12 protein-coding genes and 1 other annotated feature (1 of these 13 running past the window's edge) are annotated in these 16,301 nt (G+C 39.6%); of the genes, 9 read left to right on the forward strand and 3 right to left on the reverse strand.

Annotated features, from left to right (window positions below; translation table 11 throughout):
- Positions 1-111: a binding site (T-box leader), on the forward strand; it begins 128 nt to the left of the window's first position.
- Between the two features lie 61 nt (positions 112-172).
- Positions 173-3,265, forward strand: coding sequence for an isoleucine--tRNA ligase (ileS, locus tag AC1Q6O_RS17765; RefSeq protein WP_492401869.1), 3,093 nt, complete (start codon positions 173-175; stop codon positions 3,263-3,265).
- Positions 3,266-3,306: 41 nt separating this feature from the next.
- On the opposite strand, the gene AC1Q6O_RS17770 is transcribed toward ileS, so the two are convergent.
- The gene (locus AC1Q6O_RS17770; RefSeq protein ID WP_090002704.1) at positions 3,307-3,909 is read right to left on the reverse strand and encodes a LysE/ArgO family amino acid transporter; all 603 of its coding nucleotides are present in this window, start codon (positions 3,907-3,909) and stop codon (positions 3,307-3,309) included.
- Between the two features lie 107 nt (positions 3,910-4,016).
- Here AC1Q6O_RS17770 and AC1Q6O_RS17775 point away from each other — a divergent pair, with 107 nt between their 5' ends.
- Together AC1Q6O_RS17775 and AC1Q6O_RS17780 are read left to right on the forward strand one after the other, a co-directional pair.
- Positions 4,017-5,453 (forward strand): aminotransferase-like domain-containing protein, encoded by a 1,437-nt coding sequence (locus tag AC1Q6O_RS17775; protein WP_492401870.1) that lies wholly within the window; start codon positions 4,017-4,019, stop codon positions 5,451-5,453.
- 188 nt (positions 5,454-5,641) lie between these two features.
- Entirely contained in the window at positions 5,642-6,817 is a 1,176-nt protein-coding gene (locus tag AC1Q6O_RS17780; protein ID WP_153062682.1) for an oxalate decarboxylase family bicupin, read from the forward strand.
- 37 nt (positions 6,818-6,854) lie between these two features.
- Here the strand turns inward: AC1Q6O_RS17780 and AC1Q6O_RS17785 are convergent, their stop codons facing one another.
- A complete protein-coding gene (locus AC1Q6O_RS17785; RefSeq protein WP_089987383.1) occupies positions 6,855-8,006 on the reverse strand; it encodes an MFS transporter in 1,152 nt (383 codons plus the stop codon).
- 98 nt (positions 8,007-8,104) lie between these two features.
- On the opposite strand from AC1Q6O_RS17785, the gene yeiL reads away from it, so the two are divergent.
- Complete coding sequence (gene yeiL, locus AC1Q6O_RS17790; protein WP_008178698.1) at positions 8,105-8,767, forward strand: transcriptional regulator YeiL; 663 nt, start codon at positions 8,105-8,107, stop codon at positions 8,765-8,767.
- Positions 8,768-8,826: 59 nt separating this feature from the next.
- Here the strand turns inward: yeiL and AC1Q6O_RS17795 are convergent, their stop codons facing one another.
- A complete protein-coding gene (locus AC1Q6O_RS17795; protein ID WP_107922620.1) occupies positions 8,827-9,141 on the reverse strand; it encodes a hypothetical protein in 315 nt (104 codons plus the stop codon).
- 283 nt (positions 9,142-9,424) lie between these two features.
- Between AC1Q6O_RS17795 and AC1Q6O_RS17800 the strand changes: the two genes are divergently transcribed.
- The 5 genes from AC1Q6O_RS17800 (at position 9,425) to AC1Q6O_RS17820 (ending at position 15,722) form a co-directional block, all read left to right on the forward strand.
- Positions 9,425-10,405 (forward strand): diaminopimelate dehydrogenase, encoded by a 981-nt coding sequence (locus AC1Q6O_RS17800; RefSeq protein WP_036126156.1) that lies wholly within the window; start codon positions 9,425-9,427, stop codon positions 10,403-10,405.
- 143 nt (positions 10,406-10,548) lie between these two features.
- Positions 10,549-13,737: an AfsR/SARP family transcriptional regulator gene (locus AC1Q6O_RS17805; protein WP_492401873.1), complete on the forward strand. Its 3,189-nt coding sequence runs from the start codon at positions 10,549-10,551 to the stop codon at positions 13,735-13,737.
- A gap of 96 nt (positions 13,738-13,833) precedes the next feature.
- Complete coding sequence (locus AC1Q6O_RS17810; RefSeq protein ID WP_089987391.1) at positions 13,834-14,670, forward strand: alpha/beta fold hydrolase; 837 nt, start codon at positions 13,834-13,836, stop codon at positions 14,668-14,670.
- On the forward strand, positions 14,663-15,214 hold the full coding sequence (locus tag AC1Q6O_RS17815; RefSeq protein ID WP_107922619.1) for a GNAT family N-acetyltransferase: 552 nt from the start codon (positions 14,663-14,665) through the stop codon (positions 15,212-15,214). Before AC1Q6O_RS17810 ends, AC1Q6O_RS17815 begins: the two co-directional genes overlap by 8 nt.
- 91 nt (positions 15,215-15,305) lie before the next feature.
- The gene (locus AC1Q6O_RS17820; RefSeq protein ID WP_328005606.1) at positions 15,306-15,722 is read left to right on the forward strand and encodes a GNAT family N-acetyltransferase; all 417 of its coding nucleotides are present in this window, start codon (positions 15,306-15,308) and stop codon (positions 15,720-15,722) included.
- The last annotated feature ends 579 nt before the right edge of the window (positions 15,723-16,301 follow it).

Consider the following 16,301-nt stretch of genomic DNA (forward strand, 5'->3'; position numbering starts at 1 on the left):
ACTCGGGTGTCTACCGTTAAAAAGAACACGTATGATAGTACGTTGCTGAGTGCTATTGACTAAGATGTCAATAGAATTAGGGTGGTATTCGCGGTTAACCCCGTCCCTTTCCTTGGGACGGGGTTTTTTGTATGCCTTTTATACAAAATAATATTGTATAGGAGGAAATAAAATGAAAGCAGAACAAAAGAAGGAAACGACGCTTGAACGAGAAACTCGGATACGGGCATTGTGGGAGCAAGAGGGAACGTTTTTAACTTCCGTCACAAATCGAGCTGGACAGCAACCCTTTGTATTTTATGAGGGACCACCAACAGCAAATGGTTTACCACATGTCGGGCATGCCTTTGGTAGAACGATTAAAGATGTAGTGGCCCGCTTTAAAACCATGCAAGGGTATTTAGTTGAACGAAAAGCAGGCTGGGATACACATGGTTTACCTGTAGAACTAGGTGTAGAAAAGGCATTAGGTATATCAGGGAAGCAGGAGATCGAGAATTATGGAGTGGAGCGTTTTATTCAAGCGTGTAAAAATAGTGTTTTTACCTACGAACAGAAATGGCGTTCCTTTACAGAACAGCTTGGCTATTGGCTGGATATGGATGATCCATATCTCACATTAAGTAATGACTATATAGAATCAGTGTGGCATATTTTAAGCCATGTTCATAAGGAACAACTTTTATATAAAGGGCATCGAGTTTCACCATATTGCCCGAGTTGTCAAACATCCTTAAGCTCACATGAAGTAGCACAGGGCTATAAGGATGTGAAAGATTTATCTGTCACAGCCATGTTTAAGCTTGCTGATCGTGATGAATACTTCTTAGGCTGGACAACAACACCATGGACATTACCTGCTAATGTGGCATTGGCGATGAATCCATCTCTACAATATGTACGAGTAAAGCAAGGGGATCAAGTGTTTATTCTAGCCAAATCATTGGTATCAAAGGTTTTCACTGAAGCTGTGGAAATTTTAAGTGAGCATACTGGGCAGGAATTTGCTGGTGTGTCGTATCAACCATTATTTTCATATGTAACTGTTCATCCAGGTCATGTTGTCGTGATGGCTGATTATGTCACTGAGAATAGCGGTACAGGGATTGTGCATATTGCTCCAGCGTATGGGGAGGACGATTATAAAACAGTTCAACAGCATGGCTTGTCCTTTGTCAATGTAGTGGATCTGAAAGGCTGTTACACAGAAGAGGTGCCAGAGCTAGTCGGACGCTTTGTGAAAGATTGTGATGTGGACATTATAAAAATGCTTGCGAAAAAGGAGCTCTTATTTAGTAAAGAAAAATATGAGCATAGCTACCCGCATTGCTGGCGATGTGATTCTCCATTATTGTACTATGCAACGGACAGCTGGTTTATCAAAATGACCGCTTTAAAAGAGCAGTTATTACAAAACAATCAGCAAGTGACTTGGTATCCTAATCATATTAAGGACGGTCGATTTGGCCATTTTCTAGAAAATATAGTGGATTGGAATATAAGCCGTAACCGCTATTGGGGTACACCGTTGAATGTCTGGATTTGTCAGGATTGTGGGCATGAGGAGGCTCCCAACAGTATCGCAACGTTAAGAAAATTAGCCAAGGGAGATGTCGAACAACAAATCGAGCTTCATAAACCATTTATTGATGAAATTGTTTGTATTTGTCCTACTTGTCAAGGGGATATGACGCGTACACCAGAGGTAATTGATGTATGGTTTGACAGCGGCTCAATGCCTTTTGCTCAGCAACATTATCCTTTCGAAGATGTTAAAACTTTTCACAATCAGTTTCCAGCAGATGTTGTAATTGAGGGGATCGACCAAACTCGAGGTTTTTTCTATAGCTTATTAGCGGTATCGACGTTATTCACAGGAAAGCCAGCTTATAAACAGGTGTTATCATTAGGGCATGTGTTAGATGAACATGGACAAAAGATGTCAAAAAGTAAAGGCAATGCTTTAGAGCCTGTAGAGCTAATAGAGCAATATGGAGCAGATGCATTACGTTGGGCGTTTTTAGTTGATAGCTCGCCTTGGAATCCAAAGCGTTTTTCCAAAAAGATTGTGGTTGATGCTAAATCAAAGCTAGTGGATACATTGGAAAATACCTTTAAGTTTTATCAGCTCTATGCCAACATTGATGAATTTACGTATGATGCTACAAATACTGGTACACGAACACCTTTAGATCAGTGGATATTGTCCCGACTGCATCATACAATCCAGCTTGTGACAACTGCTATGGATGAATATCAATTTACACATGCAACTAGAGAAATTGCACAATTAATGGAAGAGCTAAGTAATTGGTACATTCGTCGATCCCGTGCCAGATTTTGGGCACATGGGCTGACAGCGGATAAACGGGGCGCATTTAGTACCCTTTATGAGGTTTTAACGAACATTTGCCGATTACTTGCACCATTCACACCCTTTATCACAGAGGATATTTACCGACAATTAACAGGCAAGAGTGTGCATATAGAAGACTATCCAATCTACGACGAAAAACTAGTGAATCGCCAGCTTGAACAAGAAATGGCTACGGTTTTAACAGTTGTAGAGCTTGGCAGGAGTATTCGTAATAGTCAGGGGATGAAGGTTAAACAGCCCTTAAGTGAGCTTATTGTTGCTATATCTGGAGAGCTGACTGATTATCAAGCCTATAGCGAGCTAATTCAAGAGGAATTAAACATGAAAGCTTGCAAATGGACACATGATTTCTCTGTATATGAAAGCATCCAATATAAGCTTAATTTTAAAACAGCTGGTGCAGCATTTGGTTCAAAGGTCAATCAAGTAAAGTCGTATATGATGACGTTAACGGATCAAGAGAAAGAACAGCTACAGCGAAATGCGGAATTACCAATCATGTTAGAAGGGCAGCAGCTAAACTTGTTATCAAGCCATGTCATAGCTGAAGCGATTGTGAAAGACCACTATATTTTAGCTGAAGATAGCACTTGCCGTGTATTGATGAATGTTCAACTAACCGAGAGTTTGCTACAAGAGGGGCAAATGCGAGAATTAATTCGGTTCATCCAAGATTCTCGTAAAAAGTGGCAGCTGCCTGTTGAACAATATATATCGATTGCCTTTCGCGGTAGTGAAGAGGTACTTTCCATCATTCAGCAGCATGAAGCGTTATTACAAGCCAATGTATTAGTAAAATCCATACATTATGGTGAAGAACGGACAGAGGGGAGATCGGCAGAAACAGAGCTATTTGATGAAAAGCTCATGGTTTTTGTCTCCTTATAAAAGAAATGCTCAGGAGAAATCCTGAGCATTTTCTATGTAGGTTACAGGAAGCCAAAAGCGAGATAACAAGCTGTTGCCCAAATAAAAATGGCTGAGCATTTATTAAAAATTCTCATCAGATTACCAGAGCTATCGAGCTTTTGGAAAGAGGCTCCGGTTAAAGTAAGGCCGAAAAACCATAGCCAAGAAATGAGGACACATGCCGTAGTGAAGATGATTTGCTCTGTACCACTATATTTTAAGGCACTTGTGCCAATGACCCCAATCGTATCTAATATGGCATGTGGATTCAGAAGTGACACAGAAAGTGCGAAAAGAATTTGTTTTTTTACGGGAAGTGCTTCACTCGGATCGGCAGTTGCTGGACTAGAGCGCCAAATCGTATAGCCCATATAAAGTAAGAACAATATACCAATCGACATCAAGGTAATACGTAACCATTCAAATTGTAGGACGATTAATGATAGACCAAAAACCGCCAGTAAAATTAACATTGTGTCGCAAATAGCAGCTGTCACACTTGCTGGCAGAGCGCGCCATATAGTTGGCTGTGTAGCACCTTGTGAAAAAACAAAAACATTTTGTACACCTAATGGCAAAATGAGACCGAATGCTAAAATGATGCCATGAAAAAATGCTTCCAACGATTAATCCCTCCTTTCTTTATTCATTTTAGCTATGGTATAACTAAAAGAAAACGACCAATTGGATGGTTTTTTATCCACCCAATTTTAAATGGAAGGTGATGACCATGAGCTGGCAGCCAAATAGACAAAGTGACAGCACATTACAGCAACAAATTGTTCAATGGGTAACAGCACAAGTCGAAAGAGGTGATTGGGCAGCAGGGACCAAACTACCTACTCAAAGACAGTTGGCCATGCAATTTGGCGTGAATCGCAGTACAGTTCAACAGGCTTTAGAGGAACTAAAGGCGATGGGCGTCCTTGAAGCAACGGTAGGCTCAGGAGTTTATGTCACAAGCAATTCCTGGCATGCTCTCCTTCAACAAACACAGCCAAACTGGCAAAACTATATTGAAACGAGCCTGCATAAGCCAAATTACCATACGATCCAATTAATTAACGAATATGAGCAGCGAGATGATGTGATTCGATTAGGAACAGGAGAACTAGCACCGAGTCTGTTACCAACAGAGGAAATGGAAGCTTCCCTAAGGGAGCTTTCATTGCAGCCCAAAACATTAGGCTACTCATCCCCACAGGGCAAAGACGAACTCCGGGCAGCTATTTGTGATTATGTAAAGAAACGAGGGATTGAAGCGGAGCCTCAGAACGTTTGTATTGTCTCTGGCGCACTACAAGCTTTACAGCTAATTGCCGTTGGTTTATTAGAGCAAGGGTCCATCGTCTTTCAGGAACCAACCTCCTATTTGAATTCTGTTCATCCTTTTCAATCAGTTGGAATGCAAATGATTGGGATACAACGTGATGAACAGCTTGCTCAGACGCTGTCTCAAAGGAAGCGAAAAAAACAAGCCGTGTTTTATGCCATTCCTACCTTGCATAATCCAACTAACTATGTATGGACATCTTTGGAAAAAAAGCAGCTCTATGAGGTTTGCCAAGCAGAACGCATTCCTATAATTGAGGATGATGTTTACCATGAATTGCTTTTTGAGGACTCATTACCACCGATAAAGGCAATGGATAGTAGTGGACAGGTTCTTTATATTGGTAGTGTCTCGAAAACCTTAAGCCCTGGATTACGCATTGGGTGGCTAATTGGACCAACGACAGTTATTGAACGATTAGCAGATATAAAAATGCAAACAGACTATGGCTCCAGTGCTATTTCACAAGAAATTGTGCTGCATTGGCTACGGTCAGGAAAATATGAAAAACATTTAATACGTTTACGTCAACAATTACAGAATCGTGCTGATTTTACAGAACGAATTTTACAGGGAAAATTTAGAGGGGTGGCTGACTGGCATAAGCCAAAGGGAGGCTTTTACATTTGGCTTAAGTTCCACAAGCCTGTTATCGATAAGGATTTCTTTCTCAAGCTATTACAGCGTCGTGTTTTAATTAACCCAGGCTATATTTACGATCTTCAGGATCAGCATCATATTCGATTATCCTATGCATATGCAACCTACGAGGAATTGGAGGAAGGCTTAGAAATTTTGCATGAATGTGTGATGGAGGCTACGGATATTTTGTAACGCACGTACATGATGGCTGCACAGTTTGCAAAAAGTAAGAGTTGAATTCAAAATCAGTGAAACGAAATAATAGGTGAAAACCGTCCCTGAAAGTAAAGTGCATAATCCAAGCTGTATACCCATACATTTTAGAGAATCATAGCATTTTAGTTCGATTTCTAACATAAAGAGGTGAATAATTGGAAAATATGTCGTCAGGTTATTTTCAGGTGCCTCAGCCTATGCGTAGTGATGGGGCAGGAGGCATAGATAAAGGGCCACGCGATATTATGCGAGATTTAGAAAATCCTGATATGCTGGTGCCGCCGACAACAGATGCAGGTTTGATTCCAAACCTACGATTTTCATTTTCAGACACGCATATGACCTTGAATCAAGGGGGCTGGTCGCGCGAAATTACGGTCCGTGAATTACCAATTGCGACAACAATGGCAGGTGTTAATATGAGTTTGACACCGGGGGGCGTACGTGAGCTACACTGGCATCAGCAGGCAGAGTGGTCTTATATGCTATTGGGGCACGCGCGTATTACGGCAGTCGATCAAAATGGCTGTAACTTTATTGCGGATGTAGGTCCAGGGGATTTATGGTATTTTCCACCAGGAATTCCTCATTCCATACAGGGATTAGCGGGTGGCTGTGAATTTTTATTAGTCTTTGATGATGGGAATTTCTCTGATCTCAATACACTTTCAATTTCTGATTGGTTTGCTCATACGCCAAAGGAAGTGCTGTCAGCGAACTTTGGTGTACCGATTAGTGCCTTTGACGATATTCCGAGTGAACAGGTGTATATTTATCAAGACAATGTTCCTGGATCGATTGACTCGCAAAAAATTCAATCTCCCTATGGTAAGGTGCCACAAACCTTTAAGCACCGTTTGCTAGCTCAGCCACCCTTGAAAACACCAGGTGGCAGTGTCCGTATTGTTGATTCGACCAATTTCCCAATCTCTAAAAATATTGCGGCAGCATTAGTGGAAATTGAACCTGGGGCAATGCGGGAGCTGCATTGGCATCCGAATAATGATGAATGGCAATATTATCTACAAGGAAAAGGGCGTATGACGGTATTCACTGGGGATGGAACTGCACGAACATTCGATTATCGTGCAGGAGATGTCGGCTATGTGCCGTTTGCGACCGGTCACTATATTGAAAATACGGGTACGGAGCCATTATGGTTTTTAGAAATGTTTAAAAGTGACCGTTTCCAGGACGTCTCTTTAAATCAATGGATGGCGCTAACACCAATCGAACTGGTACAAAGCAATCTACACGTTGGTCCGGAGCTAATACAAGCGCTAAGAAAAGAAAAGTGGCCTGTGGTGAAATATCCTGGATTTTCCTATTATCCGAAATGAAAAACGCAGGTGAAGTAATTCTCACCTGCGTTTTAAATTAATATTGATATTTGCTACGTGTCATGAGCAATATAGCGATGGCTGGAACGGTACAAATTAACATAGCTGCAAAGGACAAACCAGGCGATATTTCGTATAAATAGCCTCCCAAAAATGTCAGGATGGCTGTGCTTAACCCCATCGCTAATGCAGAATATATACCCTGTGCGTTTGGAATTTGCTCCTTTGGTAGGGTTTGCGTTAGATAACGAATAAAAGCAAAATGTGCCAGAGCAAAGGAGAACGCATGCAAAGTTTGAGAGGCAATAAATACCCAAACATTTGGGAATATAAATATTAGTAACCAACGAAGAGAAGACCCGCTAGCTGCTAACAGTAATAAAGAAGAAGAACGCCATTTCGTAAATAATGTATCGGCCTTCATAAAGTATAAAATTTCACAAATAACCGCGATGTTAATAATCATGCCCATATAAAATGGATCTACATGTAAGTCTTCCAAGTATATATAACCGTAGCTATAATAGGAGGCATGTGCACCTTGCAATAAAATAACAATGAATAAGACAATAGGGAAGCCTTTAATATTCCATAGTGTTTTCATGGACAATGATTTTGCACGTTGCTCTTTTGTCGGAACAAGTAGCAATTCCTTTGGTGTAGCGAATAGCTGCATAAGCAACATGCCAATTAAACCAATGATCATGCTCCAAAAGATAATGTTTTTACCGAATACTCCTGTTAGCATACTAATAATTAATACGGCAATAACAAAGCCAAAGGAACCATAGGAGCGGCTTTTACCATAATGAATGTTGCCATATTGGACAAGCGTTGCGGCACTACTTTCTACAGCTGGTAACAGTGCTGGGTAAAAAATACTAAATAAAATAGTTACAACTAATAATGCACTAAAGCCTGAACTAGGTATGTACAGCAGTGCTGTCAGAAGAGCACCGACTGCTAAAATGGTAATGAGTCGTTTATTATTTACATATTTAGCAAGCGTAGGGAAGAAGAAAAGATTAGACGTGGCACGGGCGAGTAACCCACAGCCCATTACAACGCTTGCCTGCGACACAGTCAGATGTTTAGCATCCACAAGCCACCCTGTCCAGTAGGGTAAGAATATGCCCCAAGTAATAAAAAATGTAAAGAAATTTTGAGAAAGCCATCGTTGATTATTCATAAATTTACCGTACCTCCATTTAACTATGTTGAATAATAGCACGTTCATCGCTACAATAATGTGAGATATCTCATATTTTTCAGAGGAGAGAGTAAAAAATGCATATTCTAACAGCAGAAAATCGCACCCATTATCTCGAAAAATATCCGATCCATGACTTTTTCTCATTTGATATTGATCCCTATTTAGAAGTTTGTGAATTTGATAAAGGAGAATGGATTTTCCAGGAAGGCTCCTTTCCAGAAACATTGTATTACATGATTGAAGGCAAGGCGAAGCTTTATATGACGCATAAGAATGGCAAGGTTTCGCTTATCGAATATTTAGAGGGGCCTTTATTTATGGGAGAAATTGAATTGTTAAATGAGGCAAGATATACGAAGGGTATTCAAACAGTAACGAAGACAATTTGTTACTCCATTACTCAGTCATGTAAGGAAAAGTTACTTGCTGATGTATTATTTTTACGCCGACTTTGCGTATTTTTAGGGGAAAAGGCAACAAAAATGACCTCCAAATATACACAAAATCAGGCATATCCTTTTGAAAGTCGTTTAGCAGCATTTATTCAATTATCGGCTGATCAGGGTGTCTATAAGGAAAAACATACAGAAATCTGTGAGTATTTAGGGGTTTCCTATCGCCATTTATTATATGTATTGGCTCAGTTTTGTGAGGAGAAAATTTTAGAGAAACGCAAGACTGGCTACCATATTATTGATGAAAAACGCCTCGCACAATTGGCTCAGGAGATTCAGTAGTTGGGGAATTAAAATTAGGAGGAGCATGATCTAGACTCGATAATACTGTTCTTCAGACTTCAAGTTAAGAAGTCATAGCTAGATTTGTTGTATTCGCTTTTTTTTATGAGCCAGCGAGCAATTTCCTTACCGCTATTATAAAAGTCGACTTCATTAACCCTGTTTTTTTGGATGGATTTGTCTAAGGTGTCTTCCGAAACGTCAAAAGGTAGAACACCGATACATAAATGTTTGTTTGGTGAAAAACTTTCAAGCGGTTTCCTTACAGTTTGAAACGCTTCACTGTTGTGATCCACAGAATTTTGTGTCATATGGAATGCAAGTAGTTCTCCTTGTGCCGTTGTTGTGCTTAATGAGTAACCAGTACTTTTCATTCAACATGCCCCCTTTTGTCGTTACATTTATTGTACAAGACTGGTTCGAAAAATAGCCGTCATTTACAAGGCTTTAACGAAAACTTAAAGGTTCATGGAATATTTAGTAATTTGTAACCGTATTCATACCATCATTGGATAAAAATCATAGAAAACTGATATATATTCTTTCAAAAAAACTCATACTCAAACTATTGTGAATTTTTCTAACACGAAGTATTATTGTAGTTAGATTTAACGTGAAGGTTTTCACAAAGTCGCGTAATCGTGAGGAGGAATTTTAATGAGTGCAATTCGAGTAGGTATTGTTGGTTATGGAAATTTAGGTCGTGGTGTGGAGTATGCTATATCACAAAATCCAGATATGGAAGTAGTAGCGGTGTTCACACGTCGAGACCCTTCAACAGTAAACGTAGCTAGCAATGCGAGCGTATATTTAGTAGAGGACGCTGAAAAATTCCAAAATGACATTGATGTTATGATTTTATGTGGGGGCTCAGCAACAGATTTACCAGAGCAAGGTCCACATTTTGCTCAATGGTTTAATACAATTGATAGCTTCGATACACATGCGAAAATTCCTGAATTTTTCGATGCGGTTGATGCAGCAGCTCAAAAGTCTGGCAAAGTATCTGTCATCTCAGTTGGTTGGGATCCAGGTTTATTCTCATTAAATCGTCTATTAGGTGAATCTGTATTACCAGTTGGTACAACGTATACTTTCTGGGGAGATGGTCTAAGTCAAGGTCACTCGGATGCAGTTCGTCGTATTGAAGGCGTTAAAAATGCTGTGCAATACACTTTACCAATTAAAGAAGCAGTAGATCGTGTACGTAACGGTGAAAATCCAGAGCTAACAACACGTGAGAAACATGCTCGTGAATGCTGGGTTGTACTAGAAGACGGCGCAGATGCGGCAAAAGTAGAACAAGAAATTGTGACAATGCCTAACTACTTCGATGAATATAATACAACTGTAAACTTCATTTCTGAAGAAGAATTTACAGCAAACCACACAGGTATGCCACATGGTGGTTTTGTGATCCGCAGTGGTGATAGTGGTGCAAACGATAAACAAATTCTTGAATTCTCATTAAAATTAGAAAGTAATCCAAACTTCACGTCTAGTGTTTTAGTCGCTTATGCACGTGCAGCACACCGTCTAAGCCAAGCTGGTGATAAAGGGGCGAAAACAGTATTTGATATCCCATTCAGTCTGCTTTCACCAAAATCAGCTGCTGAATTACGTAAAGAATTACTATAATCATAGAACAAAAGCCCGATTATCATTATTTGATAGTCGGGTTTTTTATTTATTTCCATCAAAGCTATAAAAATATGGTAAACTGTCAATAATTTAATAATCTGAATTTTTGTAACCTTACACAAACGGAGGTTATCGTTTCCATGACAGATATTATCATACAATCCAAATGTATAGCACCAAATCCATCCAATCATTGTATTAATCGAGCGTCACTGATGAGAACATTAAAAAAAAGTCATCAGCATACATGCACACTTATTCATAGTGGGGCAGGGTATGGCAAGACGACCACCCTCACTCAATTTCTGTACCACGAATCTCGACGATTTTCCTGGTACAGTATTTCTGATGAAGATGATACGATTTTACCCTTTTTGACGCATCTTTTTTTCAGTGTACAACGAATTGTGCCTAATTTTGGTCAGACATTTGATACATGGGACCAATTATCTCGCTTTCCGAAAATGGAGGAGCTCAATCGCTGGTATAAGCTGTTTGTCAATTGCTTATGTAACATGGATGAGCCGCTCCTAATTGTTATAGATGACTATCATCTCGTCGATCATGTATTTCACATAAATTATTTAATGGAGAAAATCATTGAGTTTGCGCCGCCAACTGTTCATTTCATTATCGCCTCTAGAACATTACCTAATTGGGATATTACGAGGAAATTAAAGCTACAAAAAAGATTACTTGTTATCACAGAGAAGGAGCTAGCATTTTCAAACGAGGAGATTGCTGTATTTTTTGAAGAATATGTAGATGTGCATTTATCAAGCTCTGAAGTCGCAAAGATTTTGGAAATGACAGAAGGTTGGGCTATTAGCATTTCTTTACTAGCAGAGCAATGGCATCATGCTCCCTTAGATCATTGGCTAACCATCCCGACAAATGATCTCTTCCGCTATTTGTCGGAAGAAGTTTATAGTACGATGACATCCACTGAACAAGAGGCCATCTTAAAATTGGCGATTTTTCCAAACTTTTCAGCAAAATTATTAGAGGATTTTTATGGCTCTGAACTTGCACAAATGTTGAATCCATTCACGCAACGCCACGTATTTATTCAGCCCGCTACAACAGATGGCATTTATCGATTCCACGCGTTGTTTAGTCGTTTTTTAGAAATAAAATGGCAACAGTATCCGCATCAATATAATGACCTTCATCAACAAGCTGCGTTGTTTTATGTGGATCAACATAATGTTCAAGCTGCCCTTTATCATGCCTTTAAAACGAATGATCCCAATTTTTGCGGAGAGCTCTTACAGCTCCATGCAGAGCCATTAATTCGAGCTGGTCAATTCGAATGGTTGTTAGAAAAAATCAATCGCTTTACCGTACAAGAAAAAACAAAGTTTTATAAATTATATTATTTTGAGGGAGAATGCCATCGCTACCGTGCTTTTTATGAAAAAGCTAAGCAATCCTATGAGAAATGTGCAACCATTGCACAGCGGCAGCGGGATGATGTTTATGTGACAAAAGCACAAGCAGGATTAGCCCATATCTATTTAGACACAATTCAGCCAGCATTGGCAGAACCTCATTTAGAAAAAGCTTTAGAGCTCGCCAAATATACTCCCTTACCGAAGACGGAATTAGTAGAGCTCCAACGTCAATACGCTGAAAATTTAGTAAACTTAGGGAAGGCAAAGGGGGCACAATTATTTATCGATAATGTGGCTTTACCAGAGGATGTTGTACAACGAGCCAATGTCGATGTACGTGTCTTACTGCGCACAGGGCAGTTGCAAGAGGCAAAAGAATTATTAGGAAAACGGCTTGAATTACCACCTCAGCTCGTCGCAACTCATCGTGAAAGTGAATTGTTAGCAGCTTTTGTCTATACATTGTTAGGGGAAGGAAAGGATGCTTGGTATGCGGCCCAGCACGGTATTCAGAGAGGTTTACGCGAAAAGTCTGTCTTCATTGAGGCTGTTGGCTATATTCGAAAAGCACATGCTTTGTTATTAATGGAGTACCCAGATTATCAAGGGGCTTGTCATGCCTATGAAAAAGCATTGACATTAATGAATACGATTAACATCTCACGGGTTAAGGCAGAACCATATATGGGACTGGCCATCGTCAAACATATGCTAGGGGATATGGAAGCTGCTAAGAAATATTTAGCGCTTGGCTTACAGGAAACGGAACAGGTCCAAGATGCTTGGATGACGGCGCTAATTCTCCTAGCAGAGGTGAAAATCAATGTTTCCCAGCATGAAACGGCACAGGCGAAGGAGTTGTTAATAAAAGCCCAGCAACTGTTTCAAGAATGTGGTGATCGTAATGGGCTGATGCATGTTTTATTTTATCAATCTGTGATTGCCTTTCAAGAGAAGTCAATCGAACAATTTCAATCTTTATTTCAACAGTTCGCCCAATCGTGCATGACAAATGGCTATCATTATTTTCTGCAAAAGAAAATGATCCTTGGCCCAAGCAATCAAATGATTTTTTATGAGCTATTACAATACAGTCAACAATGCGGTAGTGAAGAGCATGCAGCCATCGTTGGGCTGCGACAATTTTTACAGGCGGAAGATAGTATGAGCTACTCGCATGACGAAATTCAGCTCCAACTTTTCGGGAGCGTAAGCCTAATAAGGGGACAACGAAAGCTTGAAGATAAAGAGTGGCAGCGTGATAAGGCAAAGGAGTTATTCGTGTATTTGTATTGTCATCGTCATCGCTTTACACCGAAGGAAGAAATTGCACAAGCATTATGGCCTGAACGGAGCGTTGAGTCCTTGGATCGAGATTTTAAAGTGGTTTTGAATACCTTACTAAAAGTACTGGAACCACAACGACATGCCAGACAGGATAGCCTTTTTATTCAGCGGAAAAATAATATGTATCAGTTACAGCATATCTCTTTTCTTCAAATTGACGTAGAACGCTTTCATTATTACTTCCATTTAGGCATGGAGGAATTTGATCCAGAGCTGTCCAATGAATGGCTACAATTAGCTCTAGCGAGTTATACGGACGCATTATATGCGGAAAAAAAACAACTAGACTGGCTGACACAGGATCGCGAAAAACTACAGTATTTATATATTGAGGTACTTGAACGCCTAGCTCAAAACGCTACAAGACAGCAACAGTATAAAAAGACTATTGGCTACGCAGAGAGGATGGTTCGAGAGGACCCGTTATGGGAGGAAGGGTATCGTCTGCTCATGTATAGTCATTACCAACTTCAAAACCGTTCACTAGCCTTGAAATGGTATGAAAAATGCGTCCAACAATTACAGCAGGAATTGAACACTACTCCAATGGAATCAACAATGGCTGTTTATGATTTGATTATGGGGTAGAGAATGTTGGCAAAAAAAGCTTACTCAGTGTGGGGGACTCATGATTCGAACGTGAAAGAAAACTTTATTTTAGACCATATATTCGGAGGTACAACAATGCCATTTTGTCAGACTAGTAAAGCGAATATTTACTATGAAATAATCGGAACAGGAATACCTATTATTATGCTACACGGTTTTACGCCTGATCATCGGTTAATGAAGGGGTGTATGGAGCCGGTTTTTTTAGAGCAAGAGGGGTGGAAACGTATCTATTTTGACCTTCCTGGGATGGGTAAGACTACGAACTATTCATCGATTCAAAACTCAGATGAAATGTTAGAAGTGGTCAATGAATTTATACAAGCACTGATTCCCGATGAACCCTACTTGCTGGTGGGTGAATCTTATGGGGGCTATTTAGCGCGTGGAATTATGCGAAAGTCAGCTGAGCGGCTTTTAGGGGCTGCCTTTATTTGTCCTCTTATTATTCCAGAGAAGGAGCAACGTACAGTGCCAGAACATTGTGTTGTGACATCAGATTATGCCTTTTTATCAACATTAAGCCAGCAGGAGCTAGTAGATTTTCAGTCAAATCAAGTTGTTCTGAATGCTTATAATTGGAAGCGATATACAGCAGAGGTTCTAGTAGGATGTAGTATAGCAGATCATGCATTTTTAGAAAAAATTCAGCAAAGTTACAGCTTCTCTTTTGCTGTGGATGAACAGTCCTTTGCTAAACCATCCATCTTCCTATTAGGCAAACAGGATTCCGTTGTTGGTTATGAGGATGCCTTTGCGATTTTAAAAAAATTCCCTAGAGCAACCTTCGCAATAGTAGATATCGCTGGTCATAATTTGCAAATTGAACAACCTGAGTTGTTTACCAATTTAATGAGTGAATGGTTGAATCGAGTAGAGGCAGAACAAGGGAGGCATAATCAAAATGATTAAAAATAATGACTTAATACTAGCAAGTGACATGGTCATTTTACGAGAATTCATGGAACATGACTGGGCAGATGTTCATCAATATGCCTCACAAGAAATTGTCTGTCAGTATCAAATCTGGGGGCCGAATACTGAGGAGGATTCTAAAGAGTTTATTCATGATGTACTGAAAGAAGCAAAGCTGACGCCAAGAGAAAGATATGTGTTTGCCATTATTTATCAAGGAAAGCTAATAGGTGCGGTAGAGCTCATGATGAGGGATTTTACAAACAAGGTTGGAGAAATTGGGTACATCGTAAACCCTGAATACTGGGGAAAAGGCATAGCTACGGAAAGTGCTAAGTTAGTCATAACTTTCGGTTTTGAAACATTAAACCTCCACCGCATCTATGCAACATGCGACCCAAGAAATATTGGATCATCCAAAGTGTTAGAAAAAATAGGAATGACAAAAGAAGGGATTCTGCGCGAAAACTTGTTAATGAAGGATGATGTTTGGCGAGATTCATTATTGTATAGCGTATTAAAACAGGAATGGTCAAAATAGGTACCTACAAGCTAAATCGATGTTTGAGGCGGTCAACAAATGGCTAGTAAACTATCGATAGGATATGCTAAATGAATGGGGGAGCTAGTATTTGTTACTATATAAAAACAATCTAGAGGATATTTCATCTGATATGTTAAAGGGCTTTTTTGTCGATTGGCCGAACCCACCAAGCCCACAAACACATCTAAAGCTGTTGGAAAATAGCAGCAAAGTCGTTATGGCTCTTGATGAGCAATCCAATCAAATAGTTGGATTTATAACAGCCATTAGTGATGGAGTTCTATCTGCCTATATACCATTTCTTGAAGTGCTTCCTCCTTATAAAAGTAAAGGTATTGGCAAGGAATTAATCAATAGAATGCTCATTGAGCTTCAATATATATACATGATTGATCTATGTTGTGACGATGACTTAGTTCCTTTGTATGAGAAATTTGGAATGATGAAATCCAATGGTATGCTCATTAGAAATTACAGTATGCAGTCGGGAGTATCGAAAGAATAGCTCCAAAATATAAAAGACAAAAATGTTGTACTTTCAACGTTTTTGTCTTCTTTTTTTATCGGTTTGAATTTAGAACGTGGCGCTCGTCGTGTACCTCAGTTCTCAAAACGTTAATTTCAACATTTTTCTATAAAAGACTCTTTCTACTTTTGAAAGGGTCTTTTTGCATGAATAAAGTAGTCATTATAAAAAGTAATCTTTGGAGTTGTCTGAAGATTACTTAATACAATTTCTAGAAGGATATCTCTGGATTATTTTCGACTAAATGGTGGGTGGCAGAAGCGATATCCCTTTCTTGTAATTGTACGGCAAAGCGTGTGAAATTTTACTGATTGTAAAATTTCACACGCTTTTTAATTTAGAGGTGAGTTTTGACCTGCCGTTGCGCTATGCTTCACTTTCGGGACAGAAAAATACTCTGCACTTTTCGTGCAGATAAAAACCTGTTTTGTCCCTGCCGTTACGCTATGCTTCACCTTCGGGACAGAAAAATACTCTGCACTTTTCGTTAAAACCCGTTTTGTCCCTGCCGTTGCGTTTCACTTCACTTTCGGGACAGAAAAATGATCCGGTCCTCTT

This window comes from Lysinibacillus sp. GW823-FHT06C08 (assembly GCF_058795135.1).

Coding starts and splice junctions, on each gene's coding strand:
- AC1Q6O_RS17780 (WP_153062682.1), top strand. CDS start 5,642: ATGTCGTCAGGTTATTTTCAGGTGCCTCAGCCTATGCGTAGTGATGGG.
- AC1Q6O_RS17795 (WP_107922620.1), bottom strand. CDS start 9,141: ATGAAAAGTACTGGTTACTCATTAAGCACAACAACGGCACAAGGAGAA.
- AC1Q6O_RS17815 (WP_107922619.1), top strand. CDS start 14,663: ATGATTAAAAATAATGACTTAATACTAGCAAGTGACATGGTCATTTTA.
- AC1Q6O_RS17805 (WP_492401873.1), top strand. CDS start 10,549: ATGACAGATATTATCATACAATCCAAATGTATAGCACCAAATCCATCC.
- yeiL (WP_008178698.1), top strand. CDS start 8,105: ATGCATATTCTAACAGCAGAAAATCGCACCCATTATCTCGAAAAATAT.
- AC1Q6O_RS17775 (WP_492401870.1), top strand. CDS start 4,017: ATGAGCTGGCAGCCAAATAGACAAAGTGACAGCACATTACAGCAACAA.
- AC1Q6O_RS17800 (WP_036126156.1), top strand. CDS start 9,425: ATGAGTGCAATTCGAGTAGGTATTGTTGGTTATGGAAATTTAGGTCGT.
- AC1Q6O_RS17785 (WP_089987383.1), bottom strand. CDS start 8,006: ATGAATAATCAACGATGGCTTTCTCAAAATTTCTTTACATTTTTTATT.
- ileS (WP_492401869.1), top strand. CDS start 173: ATGAAAGCAGAACAAAAGAAGGAAACGACGCTTGAACGAGAAACTCGG.
- AC1Q6O_RS17810 (WP_089987391.1), top strand. CDS start 13,834: ATGCCATTTTGTCAGACTAGTAAAGCGAATATTTACTATGAAATAATC.